Here is a 25,493-nt window from a genome sequence, read left to right as displayed (position 1 = left end):
CGGCTGGCTGCTGGCCGGTTCGACGATCGCAGGCGTGGTTTACCTGGTCGACCGCAAGGCGCGTCGCGCGACAGCACAGACGAAGGACGTCGACTCAGCCAGTGCAAGCGTCGATGCGGTAACCGACAGGCCCGGCGGCGGGTACAGCCCGGCCGAGCCGGGCGCGGCGCCGGTGGCCGGGAGCTGCCGCAACGAACGGAATTCTCCGGTCGATGCAACGAGTGTGACTGCGCCGCAGATCGATACGCGCGGGAAGCGCCGATCGGCATCGGCGTGGTGGATCGCGATCGCAGTGTGCCTGCTGGCTGTCGGGGCATTCCGGGCGGCGGAGTGGTTGTTCGTGCTGTGTCTGCTGGGGGCCGGGGTCGCCGGGTCGTTGGCGGTGGTGCGCCGATCGGTCCACGGGCTGATGTTCGACATGTTCGCGGTGCCGGTGTCGGCGTTGCGGTCGGTGCCGTGGCTGTACCGCGGGGTGCGGCGCGTGCGGGAGCGGCGTGTGTCGACGACGCAGCGGGTGGGATGGTCGGTGGCGGCGGCAGTCGCGATTCTCGCGATCTTCGTACCGCTCCTGGCCGGCGCCGATGCCGTGTTCGCCAGGCTGGTGCGATACGTCACGCCGACATTCGATGCCGATACTCCGGTGCGGTGGGTCTTCGTATTCAGCGCGGCGGCGCTGTGCACGGCCGGTGCGATGTATCTACTGGCGGGGCCGCCGCGGCCCGCCGGCGAGACGGATTCCGTTGCGGGACTGCTGGTTCGGCGGCGATGGTCGCGGCTGGAATGGGGGCTGCCGCTGGGAACCCTGACCGCGGTGTTCGTACTCTTCGTGGCGACGCAATTGGCGGCGCTGTTCGGCGGAAGCGATTATGTGCAGCGCACCGCGGAACTGACCTACGCGGAATACGCCCGCCGCGGGTTCTGGCAGTTGTCGGCGGTCAGCCTGCTGGCGCTCGGCGTGATCGCGGCCGTACAGGCTTGGGCCGCACAGGAATCGACGCGGGATCGGCGGTGGCTGCGGATCGGGGTCGCGGCGGTGAGCGTGTTGACGCTGGTGATCGTGGCCTCGGCCCTGCACCGCATGTGGACCTATCAGCAGGCGTACGGATTCACCGTATTGCGTTTGCTGGTGGAGGTTTTCGAGCTGTGGATCGGTCTGGTGTACCTGCTGGTGCTGGCCGCGCTGGTACGGCTGCGCCGGAGTTGGGTGCCGCGTGCCGCGGTGAGTGCGGCGGCGGTGACCCTGTTGGGACTGGCCCTGGTGAATCCCGAACGTCTTGTCGCCGAGCGCAATATCGATCGCTGGCTGTCCGGCACGACCGTCGAACTCGGTACCGGTGCCGGCCCCCGCGGGATCGAGCGAACTCTCGATATCCACTATCTGAGCACGTTGTCGCCGGATGCTCTACCGGCTGTCGAACGACTGCCCGAACCTCAGCGCGGCAGAATCGCCGCCGCGATCCGAGCCGATATGGGTGACGAGGACAACTGGCAGGGTTGGAACCGGTCGCGGTCGGCCGCGCGCTGAGCGCAGGCCCGTAATCGCTCGACGCGGCGCGCACTTTCAGGCTCGGAGGATGGCGGCCACAGCGGCGGACTTTCAGTTCTCCGGCTGGATTTTTCCCGCTTCGGGAGCAGACGAGGTCGGTGCGAACCCCGGTGCCGACGGGAATTCGAACGTCGGAAAGGTCGGGGGCTGCGGGACAGCCGGGAGCGAGGGAAACCCGAATACCGGGGGGAACACCGGCGTCGGTGGCGCGGTCTGATCCGCTGTCGATTTGTGTTCCGGATGCGACGGCGGCATCGGGACGATCGTGGTGGCGCGTTGGCCGCCGGGCGCGACCGATGATGTCGGAGAGAGGGATTCGGAGGGCAATGCGGGATCCGGCGACGGCGGGAGGGTCGGCGGCATCGGGTACGTGGAGGATTCCGGATCGGTGATCTGGACCGACTCGATCAGGTGCCGGCCGTCGACGGTGACCGTCCGGACCTGTTCGGAGTACACGTGGGTGGCCCCGTCGGGGTGATATTCGGCTGTGGCGACGACGTAGACATTGTCGCGGATCTGCTGGATCCGTACGCAGTGAACCGTGCCGGGCGGGATCGCGTGATCGATGTCGTCCTGGATCCGGTTCGCCGACAACGATTTTCGCGCTTCCGGCGTGACGAAGGTCAGGGCGGCGACCGCGTCGCGTTCGGTGTAGTAGGCGTACTGATAGCCGAGGATGGCGCCGGTGTCACTGGTGACGTCGCCCGGACCGTTACCGGTGGTCACCGAATCCTGCTTCGCGTCGGAGCAATTCGACGGTGCGGGCGGGAAAGAGGCAGGGACCGTGGTGGGTTCGGCGATCGGGGAGCGGGAACGCACACCGCCGAACACGACCATGGCGCCCACGATCGCCGCCGCGGCCAGGACGAGACCGATGCGGCCGACCCAGAACCAGGGGTCCTGTTTCGGGGGGCGGGGTGTGTTGTTCGGGGACAGTGCCGGATCGGGCCATTTGTCGGTGTCGGCGAGGTTGGGCAGCGTGACTCCGAGCAACAGTGCCAGGACACGCTGGCCCAGTGGATATCCCGCGTCTGCGGGGATCGTCGTCGGTTTCGTCGCGCGGTCGGCGCCGAACAGGATGCCGAACACTCTGCGAGGCAACGATTCAGTGTTCATCGACGACCACCGGTTGCGGCATCAGCGCGGGATCGACCGGCGCCGGGATCGCCTGGATGGGCAGGATCGGCTGTGCCGGAGCCGGGTCCGCACCCGTCGTGCCGCGGCGACGGCTGACCGCCTTGGAAATCGGCCTCGCCCGTCCCAGTTGTTCGAGAAACGCCGGGGCCGTACAGCCGAGCGTCACGGCCACCGAGGGGCCGCTGATCTGCTGGGTGGCGGCGAAAAGCGCACTGACACCGGCGCCCAGCGCTATCCGCAGAATTCCGACCAGCACAATGGCGGGCAGATCGAGATATTTGACCAGCTTCGGCGGGTTCTTCCGCACGAGGCCCGCGGGTGTCTGCCGCGCCCGCTGCCACTCGTTCGCCTTGTTGTATACCGCAAGCAGCTGCATCAAGGACCCACCGCCGGCTCCGAATGCCGCCAATTCCCATGTCTGCACGCCTGGTTTCCCTCCGCGAATCATCCCCGTGCCCGCCCTCATCTTGGTACAGAACCATTCGGGTGTCTCGCGAACAACCTGAGAACGATTCGTTCAGAGTGAAAATTACTTGTGCGGTCATTGATTCGGCTAAGAATCAACACGTGCGGTAGGCGTCCCGCTCCGAGAAAATCCGCATACCGATGTGTTGTATCGGGCGAAACCGGGACGAAAGCTCGATATCGCTCGAACGCAATGTGTTCGTGCCGAGCACGATCGGAGGCACGGCAGGTCCGGCCTTCGGCAGGCTCCGATCCCCGCCGCAGTGCTGCTGCGCCTGCCCGCGTACGCATACTGTTCTTCCCTTCCCCGAAGAATCCGATGCTGTAGATGTCGGCCGGCGGTCCCGCCCCGTTTCGGTCCGGAGTCGGGTAACACTGCACGGCGCAGCTGATCCCGCCGGTATCGGGGCGCCCGAACCGGAATTTCCGGATATTCGGGGCTCGCCAGTGCGCCACACAGCCCTGCACTGATCGGTTGACGACCATCAGTCGCTGTCCGGACGGCAAAGTCGGCGGCTCTGGCTAATCTGGGGTCATGTCGTACCCGTACCCGGGGCCACCGCCCGGCGGAACCACACCGCCCGTGATCGGGTGGGACGTCGCGGTGTCGGTGTGCCTGTTGGTCGTATCGTTCCTGGGCTGCTCGATGGTGACCCTTGCCGGGTTGTTCCTGTTCGCGTTCGCCGACTACTGCCCGCCCGAGACCTGTCATCCCGATCGGGCGGTGACGTGGCTCGGGCTGGGGCTGGCGCTGTCGGCGGTGGCGCTCGTCATCGGCTCAGTGGCCGTGACGGTTTCGGTGACTCGCCGGCGAATCTCGTGGCCGGTGGCCGTGATCGTCACGGTGGTGTGTGTGATCGGGTGCGGGGCCGGGATCGTGGGCGAGTTCACCTCGCTGTCGTAGGCGGACATACATGTTGCGGCCGAACGGTATCGATACCGTTCGGCCGCAACATGTTCGGTGGGGACGAACTACACCGGCACGCCGCCGTACGTGCGACGCCACTTCGCCTCGAAGAAGGACAGGATGCCGAAGGCGATCAGGCCGAGTGCGACGGCGAGCAGCAGCCACGGGCCCAGGAAGGTGTGGGCGAATCCGGCCAGTACGCCGTCGAGGCCCTTCGCGGCGTCGGGGTCGTAGGTCACGGCGGCGTCCACCAGGGCGATGCCGATGCCGGCGACGATCACACCGCGTGCGACATAACCGAATCGGCCCAGCGCGACGACCGCGTCCTGGGTGGACGCCGGCATCCAGCCCATGCGCAGGTCGTCGACGAACTCGGCGCGGAAACCGCGCAGGGCCGACACCACGCCGGCGGCCGCGATGATGATACCCGCCACGGTGAGCAGCACGTAGCCGCCGTTCCAGCTCAGCACTTCCGCGCTGACGTCTCGGGGGGCGGCGTCGCTGGACGGGGGTGTGCGGCCGTCGCGGACGAACCACAGCGTGCTGAAAAAGACGATGGCGTAGGCGATTCCGACGCCGAGGCGGAACAGCCGCTGGCCCGCGCTGACGTGCACGCCGGGCGTGGCCGCCTGCACCAGGCGCCAGATCGCCAGGCCCGCGAAGGCGATCACGAGCAGCCAGAGCAGCACGTAGCCCAGCGGATGGGCGGCGATGGCTTCGAGGGCGCCGCGGCGGTCGGGGGTGTGCCGGCCGATGCCCAGCGCCATCATCACCGCGATGACACCGACCACCACATACACCACGCCCCGGGCGACCAGCCCTGCGCGAGCGAGCATTTCGACGCCGCCGGTGGAGCCGACCCGTCGCCGGGCGCCCCAGGAGCGCTCGCCGCCCCAGCGCCGGGAGGACCGGTAATCCCGGTCGCGGCCGTAGTATCTGCCACCACGACGCCGATATCCGCGTCTCGTTCCGATGATGCTCATCGCCGATCACCCTTTCCCTCGGTCATCGGGTCAATAGCCGCTTCTCCCTTGCTCAAACGGGCGGGCGCGTCGATTCGGAGGAAAGACAGGTCATCCCCCTCGACACCGGTACGCCGGCGCAACGGAGCGCGAATCTGGCTGTCATCCACGGCTATTCGGTGACCGAGCTGCGGAAAGTCGCCTGCCGCTCACCTTTCGATACGAGGACGAATGCCCGGACGGGCGTCGGCGAAGCGCCGGGGTTCCTCCAGAGGGCCCGTGTGCCCGCTGTTCTCCAGAATGATCAGGCGTGAATCGGGAATCAGTTCATGCAATTCCCAGGCCCAGCGCGGGCCGCGGATCACATCGTGGCGGCCCACGATCACCAGCGTCGGCACGGTCGAATTCGGGAGGTCGTCGCGGTCGTCGATGAGGTCCGGGGACAGGCCGGAGATGAAGGTCGCCCGCAAACCGTCGCGGAAGGAGTCCCAAGTTGTTCGTCACCCCAGTAGTCGGCGAAATAGGAGGGGAGGATTCCGCGCGCCACCGCGAGGGTCTGCACGTCGCTGGAAATATGCCGCATGGCGTCGAATGCGGCCAGTACGCCAGCCAATTCAGGTATTCCCAGTGGATGCCGGGGCCGCCCGGATGGGCCAGGCAGACAGGTCCGCCGCCGTACACGTGGTGTCGCTGGACGATGCCGTCCGAGTCGACGGTGTGGGCGCCGGGGTGAGCGCGGACATCACGCGGCCTGTAGCGGGACGGCGAACGACTTGCGCAACGAGGACGGCCCGACCAGCGGCAGCAACGCCGCCAGGAGTTTGCCCTTCAACGCCTGCGGGGTGCGGACCAGTTCGACCTCGACTCGGGAGCCGTCGCCCTCGGGAACGGCGTGGAAAGTCCAGCCGCCGCCGGCGCCGAACAGTTTGGAATCCAGGGTGGTGATCGTCACGGTGTCGCCGGCCGGATCCCAGCGGTAGCGGGCGCGTTCCCAGGCGGCGGCGGTGCCCTCGGTGACCTCGGCCCAGTTGTCGCCGCGGTCGTGGACGACGAAATGTTCCGCGTCGATGCTGGGCCACACGTCGGGGCGGGCCGGGCCGAAGTCGGTCAGGACCTGCACGACCTCGGCGGGAGTCAGGGTGGAGGTGAAGTGGAAACGTACGGTAGCCATGCGATGACTCTCGCCCGTGCGGGGGGTGCGCCGAATCTGTCGGTTGACGCTGCCGTGACGTAATCCTGCTTCGGTAGGGTCGCGATCGGTCCCGTCGACCGTCGCGAGGCCGGGAGGAGAGCGCCGCTCATGCGGATGTTCGGACGAGACACCGAGCTGAAGGATCTGGCCGCGCTCGTGGACGGCCCCGGCGATCGCAGCGGCATCCTGATCGAGGGTGAGCCGGGGATCGGCAAGTCGGCGCTCGTCGACGAGGCGGTCGCCGCGGCGGCCATCGCAGGCCTGCGGGCGCTGCGGACAGCGGGGGCGGAAACCGAGCACGGCCTCGCCTACGCCGGGTTGCAGCGGCTGCTGTATCCGCTGCGCCGCGGGTTCGACGCGCTGCCGGCGCGGCAGTTCGACGCGCTGTCGGCCGCCCTGGGGACGTCGGAGACCGACGGGGAGCCGAGTCTGCACCTGGTGGCGCTCGCCGCCCTGACGCTGTTGTCCGATACCGCCGCCGAACGGCCGCTGCTGGTCGTCGCCGAGGACGTGCACTGGCTCGATCCGGCCAGCGCCGAGGTACTCGCCTTCGTCGCCCGCCGGATCGACTCCGAACCCGTCGCCGTGCTCGCCACGCTGCGCGCCGGGACGAGCTCACCGCTGCGCGCGGCCGGGCTGACCCTCCTGCCGCTCGGTCCGCTGTCCGACGACGACGCGGCCGCGTTGCTGGGCAGCGTCGCGCGGGACCTGCCGGATCCGGTCCGCCGGCGGGTGCTGGCCGAGGCGCACGGCAATCCGCTGGCCCTGACCGAACTTCCCACGGCCGCAGCCGATCTCACCGACCCCACCTCGACGCTCCCGTTGACCGAACGCCTCGAACGGGCCTTCTCGGCGCGCGGCGCGGCGCTGCCCGGGCGCACCCGAGCGGCGTTGCTGGTCGCGGCGCTCGACGACGGCGACTCGATCATCGAGATACTCTCTGCCGCAAAGGTTCTGCTGGGATCCGAGGTGGATGCCGAGATCCTCGAGCCCGCCGTGACGGCCCGGCTGATCGACATCGACGCCGGCACAGTGACTTTCCGGCATCCCCTGATCCGGTCGGCGCTGGCGTCGGCGGCGCCGCCGGTGAACGCCGGCGCGCGCACCGGGCGCTCGCCGGATCGCTCGCCGACTTCCCGGATCGGCAGGTGTGGCACCGTGCGGCGGGAACCGACGGAACCGACGAAGCGGTGGCCGCCGCGCTCGAGGCGGCGGCCGAGCGGTCCAAGTATCGGGGTGGCACGGTCACCGCGCTGGAACGGGCCGCGGCCCTCAGCGACAACCCCGCGCGGCGCGCGGATCGCCTGCTGCGCGCCGCCGAACTGGCCGTCGACCACGGCCGCCGGGACCGGGCCGAACAGCTGGTCGGCGCCGCGCACGCACTCCCCCTCACCCCCGCGCAGGACGCCACCGCGAACTGGCTGCTCAGCGGGTTCGAGGACGGAGTGCGCGAAAGTCCTTCGCGTGTCGGCGAGTTGACCGCGCTCACCGCCAACGTCGCGGCCGCCGGATATCCCGATGCCGCACTGCGGATCCTGTGGGGTGCGGCCATGCGGTGCTTCTGGATCGATCCGGGCGAGCAGACGAGGCACGCGCTGCTCGACGTCTCGGACAGCTTCCGGCTTCCCGACGACGATCCGCGCAAGATCGCCGTCGACGCGCTGGTGGCGCCGTTCGACCGCGGGGCGCGGATCCTGGACCGGCTGCGCGCGCTGGCCGCGACGACGGGCCGCGATCCCGAGGTCGATCGGTTCCTCGGCAGCGCGGCCTTCCAGGTCGGCGCCTTCGACCTCGCGGCGCAGTTCACCGCGGCCGCCGTGCCCGGATTCCGGTCCTCGGGGCGGCTGGGCCTGCTGGCCCGAGCGCTCTCGATCAACGCCTGGAGCCTCACCCGGCTCGGCGATCTGGCCGCCGCCACTCCCGTGCTGGCCGAGGCCGCGACGTTCTGCCGGGAGACCGGGCAGCCGTTCATGTACGGCTCGGCCGTGGCCGCGCAGGCCGAGATCGCCGCGCTGCGTGGGGATTACGAGCAGGCCGCGCTGCTCGCGGCGGACGCCGAGCGGATCGGACTGTCCGCGGGGGCGCGTCCGGTACTGGCGACCGCGCAGCTCGCCCGCGGGCTGATCGCGCTCGGGGAGGGCCGATTCGACGACGCCTGCAGCGATCTGGCCCGCATCCACGACCCGCGCGATCCGTCGTATTCGCCGGTGCTGCGGGCGTATTTCCTCACCGAACTCGCCGAGGCCGCGGTCCGCGCCGGGCAGACCGAGATGCTGGCGGCGCTGGTGCGGGATCTGGAACCGGTGGCGGCGATCACCCCGTCGCCGGCCTTGCACATCGGAATGCGTTATGCCCGAGCGGTTCTCGCGAAGGATTCGGCCGAGGAGCTGTTCGCGGCCGCACTCGGCGCGGATCTCACCGGCTGGCCCGCCGAACGCGGCCGCCTGCACCTGGCGTACGGCGAATGGCTGCGGCGGCAGCGCCGGATCGTGGAGTCCCGCACCCAATTGCGCACGGCCCGCGAGCTTTTCGACGCCCTGGGGTTCGTCGCGTGGAGCGAGCGGGCCCGGCTGGAACTGCGCAGCGCGGGCGAATCCAGCCCGAACCGGGATCCGGACGCACGCGAACGGCTCACCCCGCACGAACTGAGCATCGCGCAGCTGGCGGCGCAGGGGCTGACCAACCGGGAGATCGGGCAACGGCTGTATCTGTCGCACCGGACGGTCAGCACTCATCTGCACCGCATCTTCCCGAAGCTGGGCATCAGTTCGCGCGGCGATCTCGCGGCGGTGCTGCCCGCCGGGCCCGGCACGGCCGTCTGATCCGGGCGCGACGCACCGACACCGATTACGTCATTCGACGGACGCGTGCGGCGTCGCGCGCTCATAGCGTCGGGGCATGGACATCAGCAGACGATTATTCGGTGGCGCGATCGCGGCCGGCACCGCGGGCCTGGCGGCCTCGCTGGCCGCGTGCGCGGCGGATTCGAGCACCCCGGCCGCCCCGGCCACGACAGTCGCCGGTGCGGCCCTGCGCACCGGATCCGGCGCCAACACCACCCTGGGCCCGATCAAACAGGTCGACGCCGGTGTCCTCCGGGTCGCGTACGCCGAATTCGGGCCGGCCACCGGTCAGCCGGTCGTCCTGCTGCACGGCTGGCCCTACGACGCCTACAGCTACGCCGACGTCGGCCCGATCCTGGCCGGCGCCGGGTACCGGGTGCTGGTGCCGTTCCTGCGCGGCTACGGTCAGACCACCTTCCTGTCCCCGCAGACCGTGCGCAACGGGCAGCAGGCGGCGATCGCGCGCGACATCGTCGATTTCCTGGACGCGCTGCACATCGACCAGGCGGTCTTCGGCGGATACGACTGGGGCGCACGCACTGTCGACATCATCGCCGCCCTGTGGCCGCAGCGGGTCAAGGCGCTGGTCGCGGTGAGCGGATACCTCATCACCCAGCAGGCCGCGCAACAACAACCACTGCCGCCGCAGGCCGAACTCGGCTGGTGGTACCAGTACTACTTCGCCACCGAACGCGGCCGCCTCGGATACACCCGCAACCGGCACGACTTCAACAAACTCATCTGGCGCACCGCCTCCCCGGCCTGGAACTTCGACGACGCCACCTACGACCGCAGCGCCGCCGCCTTCGACAATCCGGACCACGTCGACATCGTCATCTCCAACTACCGGTGGCGGCTGAGCCTGGCCCCGGGCGAGCCGCAGTACGACGCCTACGAGCAGCAACTCGCCGCCGCACCGGCGATCACCGTGCCCACCATCACGCTGAGCAGCGATTTCGACGGCGCGGCGAAGGACGGTGCGGCGTACCGCGCCAAGTTCACCGGCAGGTACGAGCATCGTGTCCTCGACGGCATCGGGCACAACGTGCCGCAGGAGGCTCCGAAACCGTTCGCGCAGGCGATCATCGACGCCGATCGTCTCTGAATCGGCGGTCACCCAACCGATCTCCGGAGCCGGGCATGCGGGGTGCCCGGCTCCGGCGCGATCACAGCTCGGAACGCTGCCGCAACGTGCCGTCCCGATCGAGTTCCAGCACGGTATCGATCCCGATCCGCCGCAGGAACGGATGATCGTGGCTGACAACGAGAATCCCGCCCCGATAGTCGGCGAGCGCGTCGACGAGTTGATCGACGCTGCCGATGTCGAGATTGTTGGTGGGCTCGTCGAGGATCAGCAGCTGTGCCGGCGGATCGGCGAACAGCAAGCGCGCCAACGACACCCGGAAGCGTTCCCCGCCGGACAGCGTCGAGACCGGCCGCTCCACCGCACTGCCGCGCAGCAGCAGCCGGGCCAGATGGTTGCGGATCGCGGCCGGCGAGGTGGCGGGGGCCACCGCGGCGACATTGGCCAGCGCACCGGCGTTCTCGTCGAGACCGTCCAGCCGTTGCGGCAGATACCCCACCCGGTCGGTGAACAGAGTGGCCCGTCCCGGATCCCGCCCGCTCATCAGCGTCTCGAGCAGCGTCGACTTACCCGCCCCGTTGGGCCCCACCAGCGCAACATGTTCCGGCCCCTGGATGACGAACGTCCGCGCACCGTCGCCCAATTCCGCGAGCCGACGGCTGCGCGGCACATCCGGATCGGGCAGATCGAGACGAATGTGCTCGTCCTCCCGCACCCGCGCGGCAGTCGCGTCCACGACATCCTGGGCCGCACGAACTTTCGCATCGAGTGTGGACCGCATCGCCCCCGCCGAACCCTGCGCCCGGCTGGCCCGGTTCCCCGCGAGGATCCGCGGAATCCCACCGTCGCGCTGGGTGGACCGCGCGGTGCGCTCCCGCCGGGCGAGCTTGGTCTCGGCCTCCACCCGCTGGCGCTTCTCCACCTTCAACGCCTGTTCGGCGGTGCGCGCCGCCTGCGCGGCCGCCGCCTGCTCCTGCTCGACGTGCTGTTTCCACGCGCTGTACGGCCCGCCGAACACCTCCAGCGTCCCGCCGCGCAACTCGGCCGTGGCATCCATGTGCTCCAGTAGTTCGAGATCGTGGCTCACCACCACCAGGGCGCCGGGCCACGAGTCCACGAATCCGGTGAGTTTCGAACGGGTTTCGCGGTCGAGGTTGTTGGTCGGCTCGTCGAGCAGGGTGATCGGCGTACGCCGCACCCGCAGGCCCGTGATCGCGACCAGTACGGCCTCCCCGCCGGAGATCTCCCCCACCCGCCGATCCAGATCCGCTGCGCCGAAACCGATCTCGTGCAAAGCCTCCTCCGCCCGGGATTCGATGTCCCAGTCGTCGCCGATCGTCTCGAAATGCCCGGCGCCGGTCTCCCCGGATTCGATCGCACGCAGGGCGGCCCGTTTGCCCGCGATACCGAGCAGGTCGGCGATGGTGGCCTCGCGGCCGAGGGTCAGCGTCTGCGGCAGATACCCCACCTCACCGCTGGTCTCGATCCGCCCCGACCCGGGCGTGAGAATCCCCGCGATCAACCGCAGCAACGTCGATTTCCCGGCCCCGTTGCGCCCGATCAGACCGGTACGCCCGGCGGACAGCGTCCCGCTGAGCCCGGACAGCGCCACCGTTCCGTCGGGCCAGTCGAATGACAGATTCCGCAGAACGATCGCAGAGGGTATGGACATGGACATGATTCGTCGACTCTTTCCTGCTCGCGAACGAGCGGCCGCACGTATCGCGCCGGGTCACGACGACCGCGAGCGCGCATGATTTCGGACGATGCGGAACGGAAGAAGGCGAGACGACTCGGCCCGTCGAGGACACCGAGCAGAATGTGCGATGAGGAAACGCCGCCTTCGACCGGGCGGCTAGATTATGTCGACTTCCTCGATGAGCACGAGGCCACCCTACCAGCGGCGAGTCGCGACCGGCCGCGGCGCATCCTCGATCGAACCGGTCTGTGTGATGGTGCTCGCGGTGCACGCGACGGCGAGGCTACCCGCGGCCACCACGGCCCGAATCGCGGCGATCACCCGTGCACCCACTCGGCCGCCTGCCATAACGATGTCCTTTCCGGGAACGCGCAGCGCTGTCACAACCCACTGTGCTCGCAGGGTCGGCACTATCGCATCCGTCCGATGACGCGACCGTGACGTAGTTGCCGACATCACCGATCGAGGCCCGGGTGATCCGCCACTCGGCCAGGGCTACGACACCGGGACCTGCGACGTCGCCGATCCTTTCGTCCACCGTCCGCCGGCGGACCGACGACGGTCACCCGGCAGATCAGCGCTGGTGCATCCGGCAGATCCACGGCAGCACCCCCGGCAGATCCACGAACCGGGTACACCGGGCGGGCTGCGATCGGAGCCGCGTCGGAGTGAGCTCGTCCCGGCATGGCTAGGGCATCGGGGCCGACCATTCGACCTCGGGCCAATCGGTGCCGGCGGCGGGGTGGCCCAGGACGGTGTGGGTGAGGAAGTCGGATACCAGGCCGCGGGTGATGGCGGCGGCTCGTTCGGGTGGGAGGGTGCCGCACAGTTCGACCGGGCCGCCGAGGTGGGGGAGGTCGGTGGGGGTGTAGTGCTCGCCGTCGCGGACCATCGCCACGCTGAAGGGGCCGGGAGTGTGGTGGCCGAACGAGATCCACGAGGCGTCGACCATGGAGCCGTAGCCGACGAGTAGCACCGGGCGGTCGAGGCCGGTGCGTTCGACCGCGGATCCGTCGTGCCAGCCGGCGGATCCGTCCAGCACGACGACCGCGCGGATTCTCGGGTCCTCGGCGGCGGCCGATACGGCGGTATAGCCGCCGTAGCTGTGGCCGAGCATGGCGATTCGAGTGGGGTCGATCAGGTCGCCGATCATCGGGAGTTCGGCGAATCGGTCCAGGACCGTGCGTGCGTCGGCTACTCGGGCGGCGAGACGCTCGCGCATGTAGGCGTCGGTCATCTTCGGTGGATTTCCGAGAACTACTCGGCCGCTGGGAAATTCGACGGCCGGTGATTCGGCGGTGTGGTCCGTGACGACCACGGCCCAGCCGCGGGAGGCTAAGTCGGCGGCCAGGCCGGACAGGATCCAGCGCGGGGTGCCGAGGCCGGGTGACATCAGCAGGACCGGGAGCCGGCCGAGGGTGGTGTCCGCGGGTACGTCTTCGGCCGCGGGCGCCGCGGCGCCGATGGCCGCCACGGCCGAGATCGGGGAGTGCAGCCAGGTCGCGGCCTGGCCCGCGAGCCGGATGTCGGCATCGGGGCCGCTCGCGGGGATGTACGAGGTGGGCTCCCCCGGCTGTGCCGCCGGATACCAGGCCGAGACCATGATCGCCCGCTCGTCGTCGCCCACCTGGGCGTCTATCCGGCCGACGGGGTGCGGGCCGGTCGGAGCGGGCACCGGCGACGGGCTCACCGCGACCGGATGGCAGGCGAATCCGCCCGGCCCGCACAGGGTGTCGGCGCGGGCCGGGCTCGCGAAGCAAGCCGCGCCGACCACGACGGCGGCAGCGCTCGACAGCAGTCGAGCGATCATCGGTACCTCCCACGACGTTCCGGGCTGCGGTCGGCGACGCACCGGACCGGGTGACCGCGGTCGGCGCGAGGCCGTTCTCGCGGGTCGCCGGATACCGCAGTATGCCAGGCACTTCCGGCATATGCCCCACCAGCCCTGAAATCCGGGGCGGACCCGTCACGGTTCCCCGCGAGGTGGGACCGGACTGTGCGGCGCCACCGAATCCGCTGCCGCAGTGACGGATTGCGTGGTTCAGCGGTCGAAGGCGGCGGTGAACAGGGGCCAGGAGTCGTGCAGGTCCTGTTGCCAGTAGCCCCAGGAGTGGGTGCCCAGGGTGCGGAAGACGAAGGTGGCGGGGATGTTCAGGTCGGCCAGGCGCGACTGGAAGGCGTGGGAACACTGGTTGGTGACCGCGTCCAGGACGCCTCCGGAGGTGAGCTGGGCGATCAATTTGCCCGCGTTGCCGTCGATGCCGGGGCCGTCGAGGGTGTCCAGCGGGCCCGCCAGGCCGGTGCCGGAGGAGACGTATATGGCGGTGCCGCGCAAGCGATCCGCGTGCAGGTAGGGGTCGTTGGCGGCCCAGGCCGGGTTGCCGAAGGGGCCCCACATGTTCACGGTGTTGCCGGCCCAGCGGGTGACCACCGCGGCCACGAAGACCTCGCCCGCGGGGGTGCTGGTCTGGGCGCAGCCGCTGTAGGAGCCGATGGCCCGGTAGAGGCCGGGGGCGGCGAGGGCCAGTTGGAAGACCGAGGTGCCGGCCATGGAGATGCCGGCGATCGCGTTGGCGCCGCTGCCGTGGAACGTCGAGTCGATCACGGCGGGCAGTTCGCGGGTGAGGAAGGTGGTCCAGCGCTGGCGGCCCAGGACGGGGTCGTCGGTCTGCCAGTCGGTGAAATAGCTGCCGCGGCCGCCCATCGGGATCACGACGGTGGCCTGTTTGCCGGCGAAGAAGTCGGCGACGTCGGTCTGCTGGGTCCAGCTGGAGCCGTCGGTGCCGCCGTTGGCGCCGTTCAGCAGGTACAGCACCGGTGCGGGCTTCGAATCGTCGAGCGCGCGAAGCACTTTCACGGTGATGGTGCTGTTCATCGCGGCCGAGTACACCTGGATGTCGACCATCCGGCCGGGACCCTCCGCGATACCGGTGAGGCGGGAGCCGTCGACGGCGGGGCGGGCGGCGGCGGTGAGTTCGGCGATCGGCGGGAGGTCGGGGTCGGCGCTCGCGGTGGCCGCGCCGGTGAGGGCGAGGGCGAGCAGCGGGGCCAGCAGTGTGCCGTATCGGCCGCGAATATGTATGCCCACCTGCGCCTCCCGGAATCCGGTCCGATTCCACGGCGACGGTACCGCCGGATATCGAAGGGCGACAGGGGGCCTCGCGCAGGATTGGATTTCGTGCCGTGGCGTCGGCGGCGGGCTGGAAATGTTCACATAATTCGCTCGCGGCCATGGCCGGAGATCCGGTGACCGGCGTTCACTGATAACCCGGCTGCCGGTGCCGTCCGGTCGTCGACCGCCGCGGTCGGTCTCCGGCAGCTGTGCATCCGCTGTGAATCGAGGGAACTCATGGTCAATTTCGGCTTCTTCGACGACTGGCATCCACAGCCGGGCCGGCTCACCGGCTGGAGCGTGTCGCCACGGGCACGGGAGGCGATGGCGGCCGCACCGGTACATCCGGCGCCGCCGACGTACCAACAGCAGGAATATCTGCGCACCACACACCGCACCGCCCGGACCGGGCGCCGGGCGTCGCGGTTGTGCATGGTCTCGTTCGACATCCCGGGCGAACCGGATCTGGCGGCGATGACCCGGGCCGTCACCGCGTTCGTGCGCCGCCACGACACCTTCGCGAGCCGATTCGTGGTCGGGGACGACGAGCGCGTGGTCCGGCACGTGGTCGACTCCGCGGCGATCGAACTGGTCCCGGCCGATCACGGTGAATTCACCGGCACCGAGGCTCTGCGCCGTCACGTTCAGGACACGACACCCGATGCGCTGCACTGGGATTGCTTCAGCTTCGGGGTGATCGCGCGCGCGGAATCCTGCACCGTGTACGCGGCGGTCGATCACCTGCACACCGACGGCGTCGCACAGGCGCTGACCTGCATGGACCTGCTGATGCTCTACGGTGGCGAATTGTCCGGCGCGCCTGCGCCGTTGGCTCCCGTGGACGGGCATCTGGACTACTGCCTGCGCGAGCGCGCCGACAACACCCGGCTGACCGCGCGGTCGCCGGAGGTGGACACCTGGCTGAAACTGTTGCGGCGCAACGGCGGCGACATGCCGACCTTCCCGCTGTATCTGGGCCCGCCCGGGGCCGCCGGCTACAACCGCGGCGCCCAGGTGACGATGCCGCTGTTCACCGAGGCCGACGCGTTGCGCTTCGAGCAGGCCTGCGAGGACCGCGGCGGCCGCTTCGTCGGCGGGCTGTTCGCGGCGCTGGCCCTCGCCGAGGCCGAATTGACCGGTAACGACTGGCATTTCGTGCTCACCCCGGCCAACACGCGCCGCACTCCGGGCGAGAACGGTTCGGTCGGCTACTTCACCAATCTGGTGCCGGTCGCCTTCGACGTGCCCGCCGACGCCAGCTTCGCCACCCTGGTCGCGGACGCGCAGGACGCCGCCGACCGGGCCCGCACCCTGGCCGACGTGTCACCGCACCGGGTGCTCGAGCTCGCCCCACCCGATCTGGGGATCCACGTCCAGCCCGGATGGGTGGCGATGATGCTGTCCTACGTCGACGTCCGGAAGATCGCGGGCGCGGACATGTTCGACCGGATCAACGGCGGCATGTTCGCCAACCGGGCCGCCGCGAACGAGGTGTACGTGTGGGTCAACCGGTTCCTCGACGTGACCCAGCTGAGCCTGCTGTTCCCCGATACCGACGAGGCGCACGAATCGATCGAGCGCTACATCAAGACGCTGACCTCGATCATCACCACCGTCGCCGGCGACGGTGACTACGCGCTGCCTGCCGGCGCCTGATCGTGGCCGTCGAGGACACCACCGCCCGGCACGCCTGGGGAGCGCTGGCGGCGTGCCTGCTCGCGGTGTTCGTGCAGATGCTGGACCTCACCATCGTCAATACCGCGTTGCCGGAGCTGACCCGGGATCTGTCGGCCACCGGCACGGTACAGCTGCTGGTGGTGACCGTCTACGGACTGGCCTTCGCCTGCACCCTGCTGACCGCCGCCCGGCTCGGCGAGCGGTTCGGGCGGCGGCGGCTGTTCCTGCTCGGCATGACGATGTTCACGGTGGCCTCACTGGGCTGCGGACTCGCCGGTACCCCACTGGAATTGGTGGCCGGCCGCACCGCGCAGGGCATGGGCGCCGCCGCGATGGCGGCACAGACCATCGCGATCATGACCGCGGCGTTCGCACTTCGGCAGCGCCCATTGGTGTTCGGCATCTACGGCGCGGTCGCCGGGCTGGCGGGGCTGGCCGGGCCGCTCCTCGGCGGTGCGATCGTCGCGGCGAATCCGTTCGAATGGGGCTGGCGGGCAATCTTTCTCCTGAACCTGCCGATCGGCGCGGCCGCACTGGTCGTTGCGGCACGGTACCTACGTGCCGACAGTGACCGGGAGACCGCGGCGTGCAGTCGCCGCATTTCCGATGACCGGCCTGGCTTGCCCGGTAACAGCTCTGCCCAGCGTAAGCATCCGGACCTGTTGCCGAAGCGCAGTTTTCAGCGTGCTGCCGGTGTGCGGCGCCGGACCCGGCTCGGCGGGAACCTCGCGCGGGATCAATTCCCGGATTCGTCCCACTTCGAGGAGGCCGACGGCGTCGACCGAGACGAACACGCTGCCGGGATCGTCCGGACGTTGTCCCACTGCCTCGTTCGAACAGTCGAAGCGGACGGTACGAATCGCACCGAACCCGAACGGGCGGCGACGGTCACGGACGAGGCCGGTCACGACCGCGGGCGCGGGGGAATTCCGATCGATCGGCTCGGCGTGGCACTGTCCACGGCCGGGCTGCTGGCGGTGTTGTTTCCGCTGACGACCGGGCAGCAGGCCGGGTGGCCGCCGGTGACGGTCGCGGTGCTGATCGCCGGTGTGGTGGTGCTGTGCGGATTCGCCTGGCAGCAGCGGTGGGTCGCGCGACGGGGTGGGGCGCCGCTCGTGACGGCCGAGGTGTTCGGTGATCGCGGGTTCGGGATCGGGTCGGTGCTGCTGTTGATGTTCTACGGGCTGTTCGCGGCGTTGCTGCTGACGGTGTCGGTGACCGCACAGTCCGGGCTGGGGTTCTCGGCGTGGCAGACCGGCCGGCTGATGCTGCCGTTCGCACTGGGGGCGCTGGCCGCGGCACTCACCTCACCGATCCTGGTGGCCCGCTGCGGTTCTCGTGCGCTGACCATCGGGATCACGTTGTTCGCCGCGGCGACAGCACAGTTGGCGCTCACGATCCGTCCGTCCGCCGGGGGTATCGGTACGCACGCCTCGAGTTGGCCGATACTTCTGGCCGGGGTCGGGATGGGCTGGTTCGCCGCTCCCCTGCCCGCCGTCATGGTGGCGAGGCTGGGTGAGCGGTCGACCGGTGTCGCTTCCGGGCTCGCGCCGACTGTGCAACAGCTCGGCAGCGCGATCGGCGCGGCGGCGCTGGGGAGTGTGTTCTTCGGCGGGGTCGCGGCCGGTTCCGGTGTCCCGCACGCCGAAACCGTTCTCGCGCAACATCTCGCCGCCGCCGATGCGCCTCCGGACGCCCGCGCCGACACTGTCGGCCGATTCGGCGAGTGTGCGCGGGCCGCGTTCGCCGCGCCGGAACACACACTCGCCGCGCGAGGTTGCGCCGCGGGGGATGCGGCCGTCTCGGCAACGGCCACGGCACAGACCTACCTCTCGGCATGCGTCACCGTGTTGTGGATCATCGCCGCCGTCGCCGTCCTGCTCACGGCGCTGACCTGGGCGTTGCCCCGGCACCCCGGAATACCCCAATGAGCGGAGCGGAGTCGCGCTGCGGCGCAACCGAATCGGATCGCTACACCGGACAGCCCGCCCCGGTGCGCGGGAAAACCACACCGAGTATTGCCGAACGACGAAATCCGTTGCGGCGCAGTTCTGCTACAAGTTCCGGGAAGGCAACCGGCGAGATTGCAGGACAACGCATTTCGCCGAAAATTTCGGCTATCCGCAGCGGTGAGGACAGCGAGGGCTGCGGCGGTCACATCGACGGCAGCCATGTCGACGGCAGCCACGATGACAGCAGCCACGTCGACGGCAGCCACGATGACAGCGGCCACGTCGACGGCAGCCACGATGACAGCGGCCACGTCGACGGCAGCCACGATGACAGCGGCCACGTCGACGGCAGCCACGATGACAGCGGCCACGTCGACGGCAGCAACGACGACGGCGGCGAGGCGATCGAAGAGGCTGCCGGGCAGCGTTCTTCGCCGAGGAGACCGGTCGCTGTCGCGGACGAGCCCGCGACCGCGACCGTGGCACCACGAGCGGATTCCGGCGGCTTCGCCTGGGGGCCGGTGGCACTGATCGCGGGCGTGACCACGGTCGTGCTGCTCACTCGCAGTGCCCGTTACGACTATTTCGGTGACGAATTGTACTTCCTCGCGGCCGGAAGGCATCTCGGCGCGGGCTATGCCGATCAGGGACCGCTCGTACCGCTGCTGGCGCGGTCGGCGGCCGCTCTCGCACCGGGATCGCTGGTGGCGCTGCGGCTTCCGTCGATCATCGCGGCGGTGGCCGGTGTGGTGCTGGCCGCCGCGACCGCGCGCGAATTCGGCGGTGGGCGGCGCGCACAATGGCTGGCGGCGGCCGCCTACGCCACCGGCCCGTATCTGATCACGCAGGCGGCGAGTCTCTCGACGTTCGCCCTCGACAGCACCGCCGGGGCGGCGGTGATCTGGCTGCTGGTGCGCTGGACGCGAGTCCGCCGGGATCATCTGCTACTGGTAGCGGGCGCCGTGATCGCGATCGATGTGCAGGTGAAACTGTTGATCCTCGTCCTCGGCGCGGGCCTGGCGGCGGCCGCGCTGCTGACCGGTCCACGAGATCTGCTGCGCCGGAGTGCTTTCTGGGCCGGTGCGACGATCGTCGTGGTCGCCACCGTCCCCGGGATCCGATGGCAGCGGCAGCACGGTTGGCCGCAGTCGGCGATGGGCGCGATCATCCGGGACGAACAACGGGCCGCCACCGGCGGAGTGGCGGGACTGCCGGTGCAGTGGGTGATCCTCGCGGGCCTCCTCGGCGGGTTGCTGGCATTGCCTGGGCTGTGGGTGTTGTTGTGGCGGAGCGACTTCCGGCCGTATCGATTCGCCGGGATCGCGACACTACTCCAGGCATTGTTCGTGGTCGCCGTAGGCGGGCGGCCCTACTATGTGACGGCCTGCTTTCCGGCACTCTTCGCGGCCGGCGCGGTGACCGTGGCCACTCTGTGGCCGCGGACGACACCGAGCGCCGAGGCCCCGTCGCCGTTGCCGACGATGCGGAAGACGCGGTTACCGGCGATGCGGAAGACGCTCCGGATCGCGGGAGTCGCGGTGATCGCGATCTCTGTGGCGATCTCGGCAACCGTGACAGTGGCGCTACCGCAACCGATCTCGCGCCTGCACCGGCCCACCGGCACCCAGGCCGAATTGTCCGCCCGCATGCGCACTTTCGGCACCACCGGATGGACCGCGCTGGTCGACGCCGTCGACCGCGCCTATGCGGAGCTGCCGGCGGCCGACCGCGCCGACGCCGTGGTGGTCGCGCAAACCTACTGGCAGGCAGCCGCGATCGACATGCTGGGTACGCGACCACCGGTGTTCAGCCCGAATCGCGGCTACGCCTATTTCGGTGCGCCACCGTTGAATACGCGAACCGTCCTGTATGTGACCGCGGGCGACACCCCGGCCCCGGACGCCGTGTTCGAGGCGGCCCGTCCGGTGACCCGGCTGAACGATCCGCTCGGCTTCCCCGGCATCGATCGCGGAATCACGGTGTGGCGCTGTGATCGGCCGCGGCGACCGTGGCCGGTCCTGTGGCGGGAGCTCAGCACCCTCGTCCTCGATCCGGGGCTCCGATCCGCCCCGAATTCCCCTGCATCGGAGGGATATCCATCATGACCATGGTCCACGAGACACCCACCTGGTTCACCCGGCCGTGGTCCGTTCCCGAGCTCGTCGAGCGCAAGGGACGGCGACAGGTGTCGGTGGTGTTGCCGGCGCTCGACGAGGAAGCGACCGTGGGAGAGGTGGTCGCGTCCATTCGTCCGCTGGTCGGTACGCTGGTCGACGAATTGCTGGTCATCGACTCCGGTTCCACCGACGACACCGTCGCGGTGGCCCGTGCGGCCGGCGCCACCGTGCGTACCCGGGAGCAGGCGTTACCGCACTTGCCGCCGGTGCCGGGCAAGGGTGAGGTGCTGTGGCGGTCGCTCGCGGTGGCCCGCGGCGACCTCATCGTGTTCGTCGATTCCGATCTGGTCGCGCCCGATCCGAGATTCGTGCCGGCCCTGCTGGCCCCCTTGCTGTTCGAGGACGAGGTGCGGCTGGTGAAGGGTTTCTATCGGCGGCCGCTGCGGACCGGCGGATCCGACCAGGCCGACGGCGGCGGCCGGGTCACGCAACTCGTCGCGCGGCCGCTGCTGGCGGCCCTGGCGCCCGAACTGGCCGAGATCGTGCAGCCGCTCGGCGGCGAATATGCCGCCACCCGTGCGCTGCTCACCGATATCCCGTTCGCGCCGGGCTATGGGGTCGAGATCGGCGTCCTCCTGGATTGCTGGCAGCGCCACGGCATCTCGGCGATCGCGGAGGTCGACCTCGGCACCCGCCGGCACCGCAACCGACCGAACCACGAATTGGCCGTGATGAGCCGGCAGGTCGTCGCCACCCTGCTCGACCGGCTCGGCATCCGCGACTCGGGTCGCGGTCTGTCCCAGTTCATTCCGTCGGGGGACGGCTGGCTTCGCGTGGTCAGCGAGGTCGGCCGCGCCGATCGGCCGCCGATGCGGCTGCTGGACGATTCCGCGGCCGTCGGCCGGACCGATCACGGCCCGGCGGACCCCCGGTTCGGCATACATTCGATGAGTTGAAGCGATGGAGGGTCGGATGTCTGTTTCCCGCGCGACCGGGCCGGGCCGTGCCCGCGCGACCGCCGCGACGCCGCCGCTGCTCGCGGCGACGGTGGTGCGCGAACTGGTCGGGGAGATCGTCGGCGATCGGATCGGCGGCCGGGCCCGCGCTGATCTGACCCTGCTGGTGAACATCTGCGCGGGCGAACTCGGCCGGGTGCTGTGCGCGCGAGCGCCGGTCAGCGCGGCCGCGCTGGCCCGGATCGAGAATGTGGCGGCGCGCTGGGCGCAGCTGGACCTGCCGGTGGACCTGCTGCAACGCGCCGTGCACGCCGGGATCGGGACGGCGTTCCAGCAGCTCGCGCCCACCCTGGCCTGGTCGACCGTCCGGACCGTGCGCGGCAACGGGCTCGTGCTGATCGACATCGTCCGGACGATGTCGACCGCGGTGTCGCGCGGCTACGTCCGGGAGATCCGGGCGCTCGCCGGGGAGCAGCGGGCGGTCGTCCAGACGGTGACCGCGCGGCTGCTCGCCGGCAACGTGGCCGGCGCCTCCACCTCCGGCGATATCGAGATCGCGGACGGCTACCGGGTGCTGGCGGTCGCGCTCGGCCAGCATCCCGACGAGCAGGATCACCGGCTGGACGCCCGAGTCGTCGCGAGGCGCAAGCTGCGGCGGGTGCAGGCCGACCTCGCGACCGCCGGGCCGGGTGTGCTGACGCAGCTCAGCGTGGACGGCGGCACCCTGCTGCTCCCCCTGGACGAGACGACCGGCGACCCGGACGATCTGGTGGCGCGGCTGACCCGCGCCGCGGCCGCGCCGGTCACCGTCGCGATGGCCGACGCCGATCGGGACCGGATCCCGCAGGCCGTCGAATTGGCCCACGAACTGCTCGATCTCGCGGTGCGCCTGGGGCGCGGCGCGGGCCTGTACCGCTTCGAGGATCTCGCCTGCGAATACCAACTGGGCCGGCCCGGCACGGCGAACGAGAAGATCCGCTCGGTGCTCGCGCCATTGCAGACCGAACCCGAATTGGAGCGCATGCTGGGCGAATTCCTGGCGGCCGGCGGGCGGGTGGCCACCGCGCAGCGGCTCGGCGTGCCGGTCGGCGTGCTGCGCCGGCGGCTGGCCCGGATCACCGAGCTGACCGGGCTCGATCCCGCCCGGGCGACGGACCTCTGGTATCTGCGCTCCAGCGTGATCGCCCGCGCGATCCACCGCACAGCGCACGGCGGCGGTGCCGCCCAAGTGCTCGGCAGCGGTGCCGCCCAGGTATACGGCAGCGGTGCCGCCCATATGCACGGCGGCGGTGCCGCCCGGATCCACGGCGACGATCCGGATTCCGAGCTGGATGCGGCGGTGTGAGTCAAGCGCAGCCCGCTGACGATCAGCGCGCGGATGCGCGCCGGATCGGCTGCGGGGTCGATCCGCCGCAACGCACTGACCTGCCACAGCACATCCACAGGATCGAGCCCCGATTTCAGGTCGCCGGACCATACCCCCGAGCAGAGCGGTGTGCCGTTCGCCGTGACGACGGGCACGTACGCCTTGTCCGTGTGGCTGCCGCCGGTGGCGCGCAGGACCTCGACCACACCATATCCAATTGCGGCATAACGGAATACCTCGTCGACCACCGGTCCCCGGCCCGCTCAGCGATCGCGTTGCGGGGCCGCCGGGCCCTGCGCCGGTGCGTCTCACCGCGACGCCGACCGTGCGGCGGTCAACCGGCGAGATCGACGCGCCGGGATACGCGGCCGCCGCGACGGGTGCAGGTGCTCATGATCGCGCTGCTCCGCGTGCCGGCGGTCGGACAATGGACGTCCGTGCGACGGCGATTCCGGATTCCGCGAGAATCGTAGGATGAACGTTCCCGTTTCGTTGCGCCTCGCGGCCGAGTTGGTGCCGGCCGACGCGCGCAGCGAGGCCGGGTTGTCGGTCGCGGATGTCCACGAATATCTCCGGTTCGGCGAATGGGAGCTGGCGCTCGGCATTCTCCAGGAGTTCGAGGGCCTGCGCTGGCAGTCCGCCGAATACTGGAACCTGCTCGCCGGGGTCGCGCAACAGCTGTCACTGTTGCACGATTCCGATTGGTGCCGCTGGCGAGCGGCCGAAACCCGTTGCGGCACTGTCATTCGCGCCGATCTACGGCTGTTGCCGCCCGAGTCCGGCGGCCGCCGGATCGCGATCCCGGGCTCGGGGCTGCGGCCGATGTGGGCGACCGGCGACGAGACCGTCGGCCTGCGCCTCGCCCAGATCCGGGTCGAGTTCGCTCCCGAGATCCCGGTGGGCGGGCGCGGGACGATCCGGTTGCTGCCGCTCACGCCGGACGCCTGGCGGCATCTGCGGCCGGGCGATGTGATCACCATGCACGAGCAGCGGCCGCCGCTGGGTACCGCGACCATCATCGAGGTCCAGCGGCGCTGATCAGCCTCGCGGCCGCACGCTGAAGTACCCGGTCACCGTGCCTTGGTACTGGACCCCGCCGGGCGCGATCGAGCCCACCATCTCCAGGGTGTCGACCGGCAGGCCGACGCCGACGGGCTGTTCGGTCTCGAGGGCTCCGGTGGCCGCGTCGATCACCGCGTAGTCGTAACCGTCCAGCGGTGTCGCCGCGGCGCCCGAGGTGTGCCGGGTGAAGGTGTAGATCCTGCCGTCGGCCGTGGACAGCCGCGGCACCGCCGCCGAGGGCACCGTATTGTTCCAGCGGACCGTGCAACCCGCGCCGGAATCGTCGACATCGACCCTGGTCATGCCACCGGTGAAGGGTGCGGACGCCGGATCACTGGGTCCGACCGCGCCGGCCGGATACGGATAGCCGTATGTTCCGGCCACGATCACGGTGTCGCCGATGCCGATCGGCGAGTTCTCGGTGCCGCTGGGTCCCGGCGGCAGCACCGCGACCGAGCAGATCGGCTCGCCGGTCGCCGTCGAGTAGACCAGCAGATGTTCCTGCGGCACCGCGTTGTCGGTGATCGCGACGTACTCCGATCCGGTGCGCGGCCCGAAGAAGGTCGGGGTGGCGCCGGTACCCGCGCTGAGCTGACCGGGTTTGCGCGCGGGACCGCGGTCGTAGGCCTGCCGCCAGCGGATCGAGGGCGTCCCGGCGGCATCGGTGTTCAGCAGATACAGCGCGTGATCGGTGGCCACGGCGACGCCACCGGCCGCGGCGGCGATGCTGTTCTCCACCAGCTCCCCGTCGCCGATCTGCCGGGCGGCCGGGTCACCGCCGAGCGAGACGGCGGCAATTCCACCGTCGGCCCGCAGCACCGCGACGGTGCCGTGTTCGGTGGCCAGCCAGATCGCGCCGGTCCGGTCCGGTGTCGCCGACGAGACGGCGTCACCCGCCGGCACGATCGAGGCGGTCGGCGCGGTGTGGTCGATGTACAGCCGCCAGGCGCCGTCGGGGCCGCGGTCGTGGCCGATCCATTCCAGGTTGCCCGCCCCGTCGACGGTCACCAGCCGGTCCCGGTTGTCGAGGAAGGCGTACACCCCGCCGAGTACCGTGCCGCCGCCGGTGCGGGTGGGCAGCGAGGCCAGCGGCGCGCCCCCGGCCGGATCCAGCAGGAAGGCGGTCGGGATGCGGGTCGTGAGCAGCGTGCACAACGCCACCGGCAGGCCGTCCGACCCGACCAGGATGGTGGGACACGCGCCGCCGATCGGATGGAAGCTCGCGTCGACCGGGCCGGTGCCCGGGCCCGGCAACGGCGTGGTGTCGGACGCCTCGGCATCGCCGTGCATGGTCGCGGTACCCGCCGGGCCCAGCCACGGATTCGGCGGCGCCGCGGGCCCGAACGATTCCGCCGCCGCCGGTCCCGCCGCCAGCAGGACCGCGAACGCGGCTCCCAGCACACTCCGCGTCAACCC

The 25,493-nt window shown here is 70.2% G+C and carries 20 protein-coding genes; 11 read left to right on the top strand and 9 right to left on the bottom strand.

From position 1 onward, the window contains the following. Positions 1-223 precede the first annotated feature (223 nt). Positions 224-1,525, top strand: coding sequence for a DUF4153 domain-containing protein (locus NRB56_RS26995; RefSeq protein ID WP_319943583.1), 1,302 nt, complete (start codon positions 224-226; stop codon positions 1,523-1,525). A gap of 72 nt (positions 1,526-1,597) precedes the next feature. Here NRB56_RS26995 and NRB56_RS26990 read toward each other — a convergent pair whose 3' ends face one another. Next, complete coding sequence (locus NRB56_RS26990; protein ID WP_153347011.1) at positions 1,598-2,647, bottom strand: hypothetical protein; 1,050 nt, start codon at positions 2,645-2,647, stop codon at positions 1,598-1,600. A 4-nt stretch (positions 2,648-2,651) separates the two neighbouring features. Next, positions 2,652-3,059 (bottom strand): hypothetical protein, encoded by a 408-nt coding sequence (locus NRB56_RS26985; protein WP_153347010.1) that lies wholly within the window; start codon positions 3,057-3,059, stop codon positions 2,652-2,654. Between the two features lie 624 nt (positions 3,060-3,683). On the opposite strand from NRB56_RS26985, the gene NRB56_RS26980 reads away from it, so the two are divergent. Continuing rightward, entirely contained in the window at positions 3,684-4,052 is a 369-nt protein-coding gene (locus NRB56_RS26980; RefSeq protein ID WP_153347008.1) for a hypothetical protein, read from the top strand. A gap of 68 nt (positions 4,053-4,120) precedes the next feature. Here the strand turns inward: NRB56_RS26980 and NRB56_RS26975 are convergent, their stop codons facing one another. The 3 genes from NRB56_RS26975 to NRB56_RS26965 form a co-directional block, all read right to left on the bottom strand. After that, positions 4,121-5,038, bottom strand: coding sequence for a DUF1206 domain-containing protein (locus NRB56_RS26975; RefSeq protein WP_227838388.1), 918 nt, complete (start codon positions 5,036-5,038; stop codon positions 4,121-4,123). A 188-nt stretch (positions 5,039-5,226) separates the two neighbouring features. Beyond that, positions 5,227-5,415, bottom strand: coding sequence for an alpha/beta fold hydrolase (locus NRB56_RS39315; RefSeq protein WP_319943582.1), 189 nt, complete (start codon positions 5,413-5,415; stop codon positions 5,227-5,229). A gap of 344 nt (positions 5,416-5,759) precedes the next feature. Further along, on the bottom strand, positions 5,760-6,188 hold the full coding sequence (locus tag NRB56_RS26965; protein ID WP_153347006.1) for a hypothetical protein: 429 nt from the start codon (positions 6,186-6,188) through the stop codon (positions 5,760-5,762). A gap of 129 nt (positions 6,189-6,317) precedes the next feature. Here NRB56_RS26965 and NRB56_RS39310 point away from each other — a divergent pair, with 129 nt between their 5' ends. The 3 genes from NRB56_RS39310 (at position 6,318) to NRB56_RS26955 (ending at position 10,157) form a co-directional block, all read left to right on the top strand. Further along, positions 6,318-7,688: an AAA family ATPase gene (locus tag NRB56_RS39310; protein ID WP_227838386.1), complete on the top strand. Its 1,371-nt coding sequence runs from the start codon at positions 6,318-6,320 to the stop codon at positions 7,686-7,688. A 71-nt stretch (positions 7,689-7,759) separates the two neighbouring features. After that, positions 7,760-9,031, top strand: a complete 1,272-nt coding sequence (locus NRB56_RS40250; protein WP_319943648.1) for a LuxR C-terminal-related transcriptional regulator — start codon at positions 7,760-7,762, stop codon at positions 9,029-9,031. Between the two features lie 76 nt (positions 9,032-9,107). Then, positions 9,108-10,157 carry an alpha/beta fold hydrolase gene (locus NRB56_RS26955; protein WP_153347004.1) on the top strand — a complete coding sequence of 350 codons (1,050 nt, stop codon included), beginning with the start codon at positions 9,108-9,110 and terminating at the stop codon, positions 10,155-10,157. Positions 10,158-10,218: 61 nt separating this feature from the next. Here NRB56_RS26955 and NRB56_RS26950 read toward each other — a convergent pair whose 3' ends face one another. The 3 genes from NRB56_RS26950 to NRB56_RS26940 form a co-directional block, all read right to left on the bottom strand. Beyond that, on the bottom strand, positions 10,219-11,808 hold the full coding sequence (locus tag NRB56_RS26950; protein WP_153347001.1) for an ABC-F family ATP-binding cassette domain-containing protein: 1,590 nt from the start codon (positions 11,806-11,808) through the stop codon (positions 10,219-10,221). A 715-nt stretch (positions 11,809-12,523) separates the two neighbouring features. Further along, on the bottom strand, positions 12,524-13,645 hold the full coding sequence (locus NRB56_RS26945; RefSeq protein WP_153347000.1) for an alpha/beta hydrolase family protein: 1,122 nt from the start codon (positions 13,643-13,645) through the stop codon (positions 12,524-12,526). Positions 13,646-13,876: 231 nt separating this feature from the next. Continuing rightward, a complete protein-coding gene (locus NRB56_RS26940; RefSeq protein WP_319943581.1) occupies positions 13,877-14,923 on the bottom strand; it encodes an alpha/beta hydrolase in 1,047 nt (348 codons plus the stop codon). A gap of 261 nt (positions 14,924-15,184) precedes the next feature. Here NRB56_RS26940 and NRB56_RS26935 point away from each other — a divergent pair, with 261 nt between their 5' ends. The 6 genes from NRB56_RS26935 (at position 15,185) to NRB56_RS26910 (ending at position 24,053) form a co-directional block, all read left to right on the top strand. Beyond that, positions 15,185-16,603 carry a condensation domain-containing protein gene (locus NRB56_RS26935; RefSeq protein ID WP_153346998.1) on the top strand — a complete coding sequence of 473 codons (1,419 nt, stop codon included), beginning with the start codon at positions 15,185-15,187 and terminating at the stop codon, positions 16,601-16,603. A gap of 2 nt (positions 16,604-16,605) precedes the next feature. Next, entirely contained in the window at positions 16,606-18,555 is a 1,950-nt protein-coding gene (locus NRB56_RS26930) for an MFS transporter (RefSeq protein ID WP_153346996.1), read from the top strand. Beyond that, entirely contained in the window at positions 18,552-20,681 is a 2,130-nt protein-coding gene (locus NRB56_RS26925) for a glycosyltransferase family 39 protein (RefSeq protein ID WP_153346994.1), read from the top strand. Before NRB56_RS26930 ends, NRB56_RS26925 begins: the two co-directional genes overlap by 4 nt. After that, positions 20,678-21,649 (top strand): glucosyl-3-phosphoglycerate synthase, encoded by a 972-nt coding sequence (locus tag NRB56_RS26920; protein WP_153346992.1) that lies wholly within the window; start codon positions 20,678-20,680, stop codon positions 21,647-21,649. Before NRB56_RS26925 ends, NRB56_RS26920 begins: the two co-directional genes overlap by 4 nt. Positions 21,650-21,665: 16 nt before the next feature. After that, positions 21,666-22,994: a helix-turn-helix domain-containing protein gene (locus NRB56_RS26915; protein WP_194291003.1), complete on the top strand. Its 1,329-nt coding sequence runs from the start codon at positions 21,666-21,668 to the stop codon at positions 22,992-22,994. A gap of 495 nt (positions 22,995-23,489) precedes the next feature. Next, positions 23,490-24,053, top strand: a complete 564-nt coding sequence (locus NRB56_RS26910) for a hypothetical protein (RefSeq protein WP_153346988.1) — start codon at positions 23,490-23,492, stop codon at positions 24,051-24,053. Here the strand turns inward: NRB56_RS26910 and NRB56_RS26905 are convergent, their stop codons facing one another. Continuing rightward, complete coding sequence (locus tag NRB56_RS26905; protein ID WP_153347337.1) at positions 24,054-25,490, bottom strand: hypothetical protein; 1,437 nt, start codon at positions 25,488-25,490, stop codon at positions 24,054-24,056. Positions 25,491-25,493 lie beyond the last annotated feature (3 nt).

The organism is Nocardia aurantia, from assembly GCF_009604425.1.
GTDB lineage: Bacteria > Actinomycetota > Actinomycetes > Mycobacteriales > Mycobacteriaceae > Nocardia > Nocardia aurantia.
Note: the sequence above shows the minus strand (reverse complement) of the source record. Positions and strands in the feature narration are given on the sequence as shown.

Excerpts from the sequence above, each read along its gene's own strand:
- NRB56_RS26980 (WP_153347008.1), top strand. The coding sequence starts at position 3,684 with ATGTCGTACCCGTACCCGGGGCCACCGCCCGGCGGAACCACACCGCCC.
- NRB56_RS26935 (WP_153346998.1), top strand. The coding sequence starts at position 15,185 with ATGGTCAATTTCGGCTTCTTCGACGACTGGCATCCACAGCCGGGCCGG.
- NRB56_RS26955 (WP_153347004.1), top strand. The coding sequence starts at position 9,108 with ATGGACATCAGCAGACGATTATTCGGTGGCGCGATCGCGGCCGGCACC.
- NRB56_RS26965 (WP_153347006.1), bottom strand. The coding sequence starts at position 6,188 with ATGGCTACCGTACGTTTCCACTTCACCTCCACCCTGACTCCCGCCGAG.
- NRB56_RS26945 (WP_153347000.1), bottom strand. The coding sequence starts at position 13,645 with ATGATCGCTCGACTGCTGTCGAGCGCTGCCGCCGTCGTGGTCGGCGCG.
- NRB56_RS26925 (WP_153346994.1), top strand. The coding sequence starts at position 18,552 with ATGAGCGGAGCGGAGTCGCGCTGCGGCGCAACCGAATCGGATCGCTAC.
- NRB56_RS26910 (WP_153346988.1), top strand. The coding sequence starts at position 23,490 with ATGAACGTTCCCGTTTCGTTGCGCCTCGCGGCCGAGTTGGTGCCGGCC.
- NRB56_RS26950 (WP_153347001.1), bottom strand. The coding sequence starts at position 11,808 with ATGTCCATACCCTCTGCGATCGTTCTGCGGAATCTGTCATTCGACTGG.
- NRB56_RS26975 (WP_227838388.1), bottom strand. The coding sequence starts at position 5,038 with ATGAGCATCATCGGAACGAGACGCGGATATCGGCGTCGTGGTGGCAGA.
- NRB56_RS39310 (WP_227838386.1), top strand. The coding sequence starts at position 6,318 with ATGCGGATGTTCGGACGAGACACCGAGCTGAAGGATCTGGCCGCGCTC.
- NRB56_RS26915 (WP_194291003.1), top strand. The coding sequence starts at position 21,666 with ATGTCTGTTTCCCGCGCGACCGGGCCGGGCCGTGCCCGCGCGACCGCC.
- NRB56_RS26920 (WP_153346992.1), top strand. The coding sequence starts at position 20,678 with ATGACCATGGTCCACGAGACACCCACCTGGTTCACCCGGCCGTGGTCC.
- NRB56_RS40250 (WP_319943648.1), top strand. The coding sequence starts at position 7,760 with ATGCGGTGCTTCTGGATCGATCCGGGCGAGCAGACGAGGCACGCGCTG.
- NRB56_RS26985 (WP_153347010.1), bottom strand. The coding sequence starts at position 3,059 with ATGCAGCTGCTTGCGGTATACAACAAGGCGAACGAGTGGCAGCGGGCG.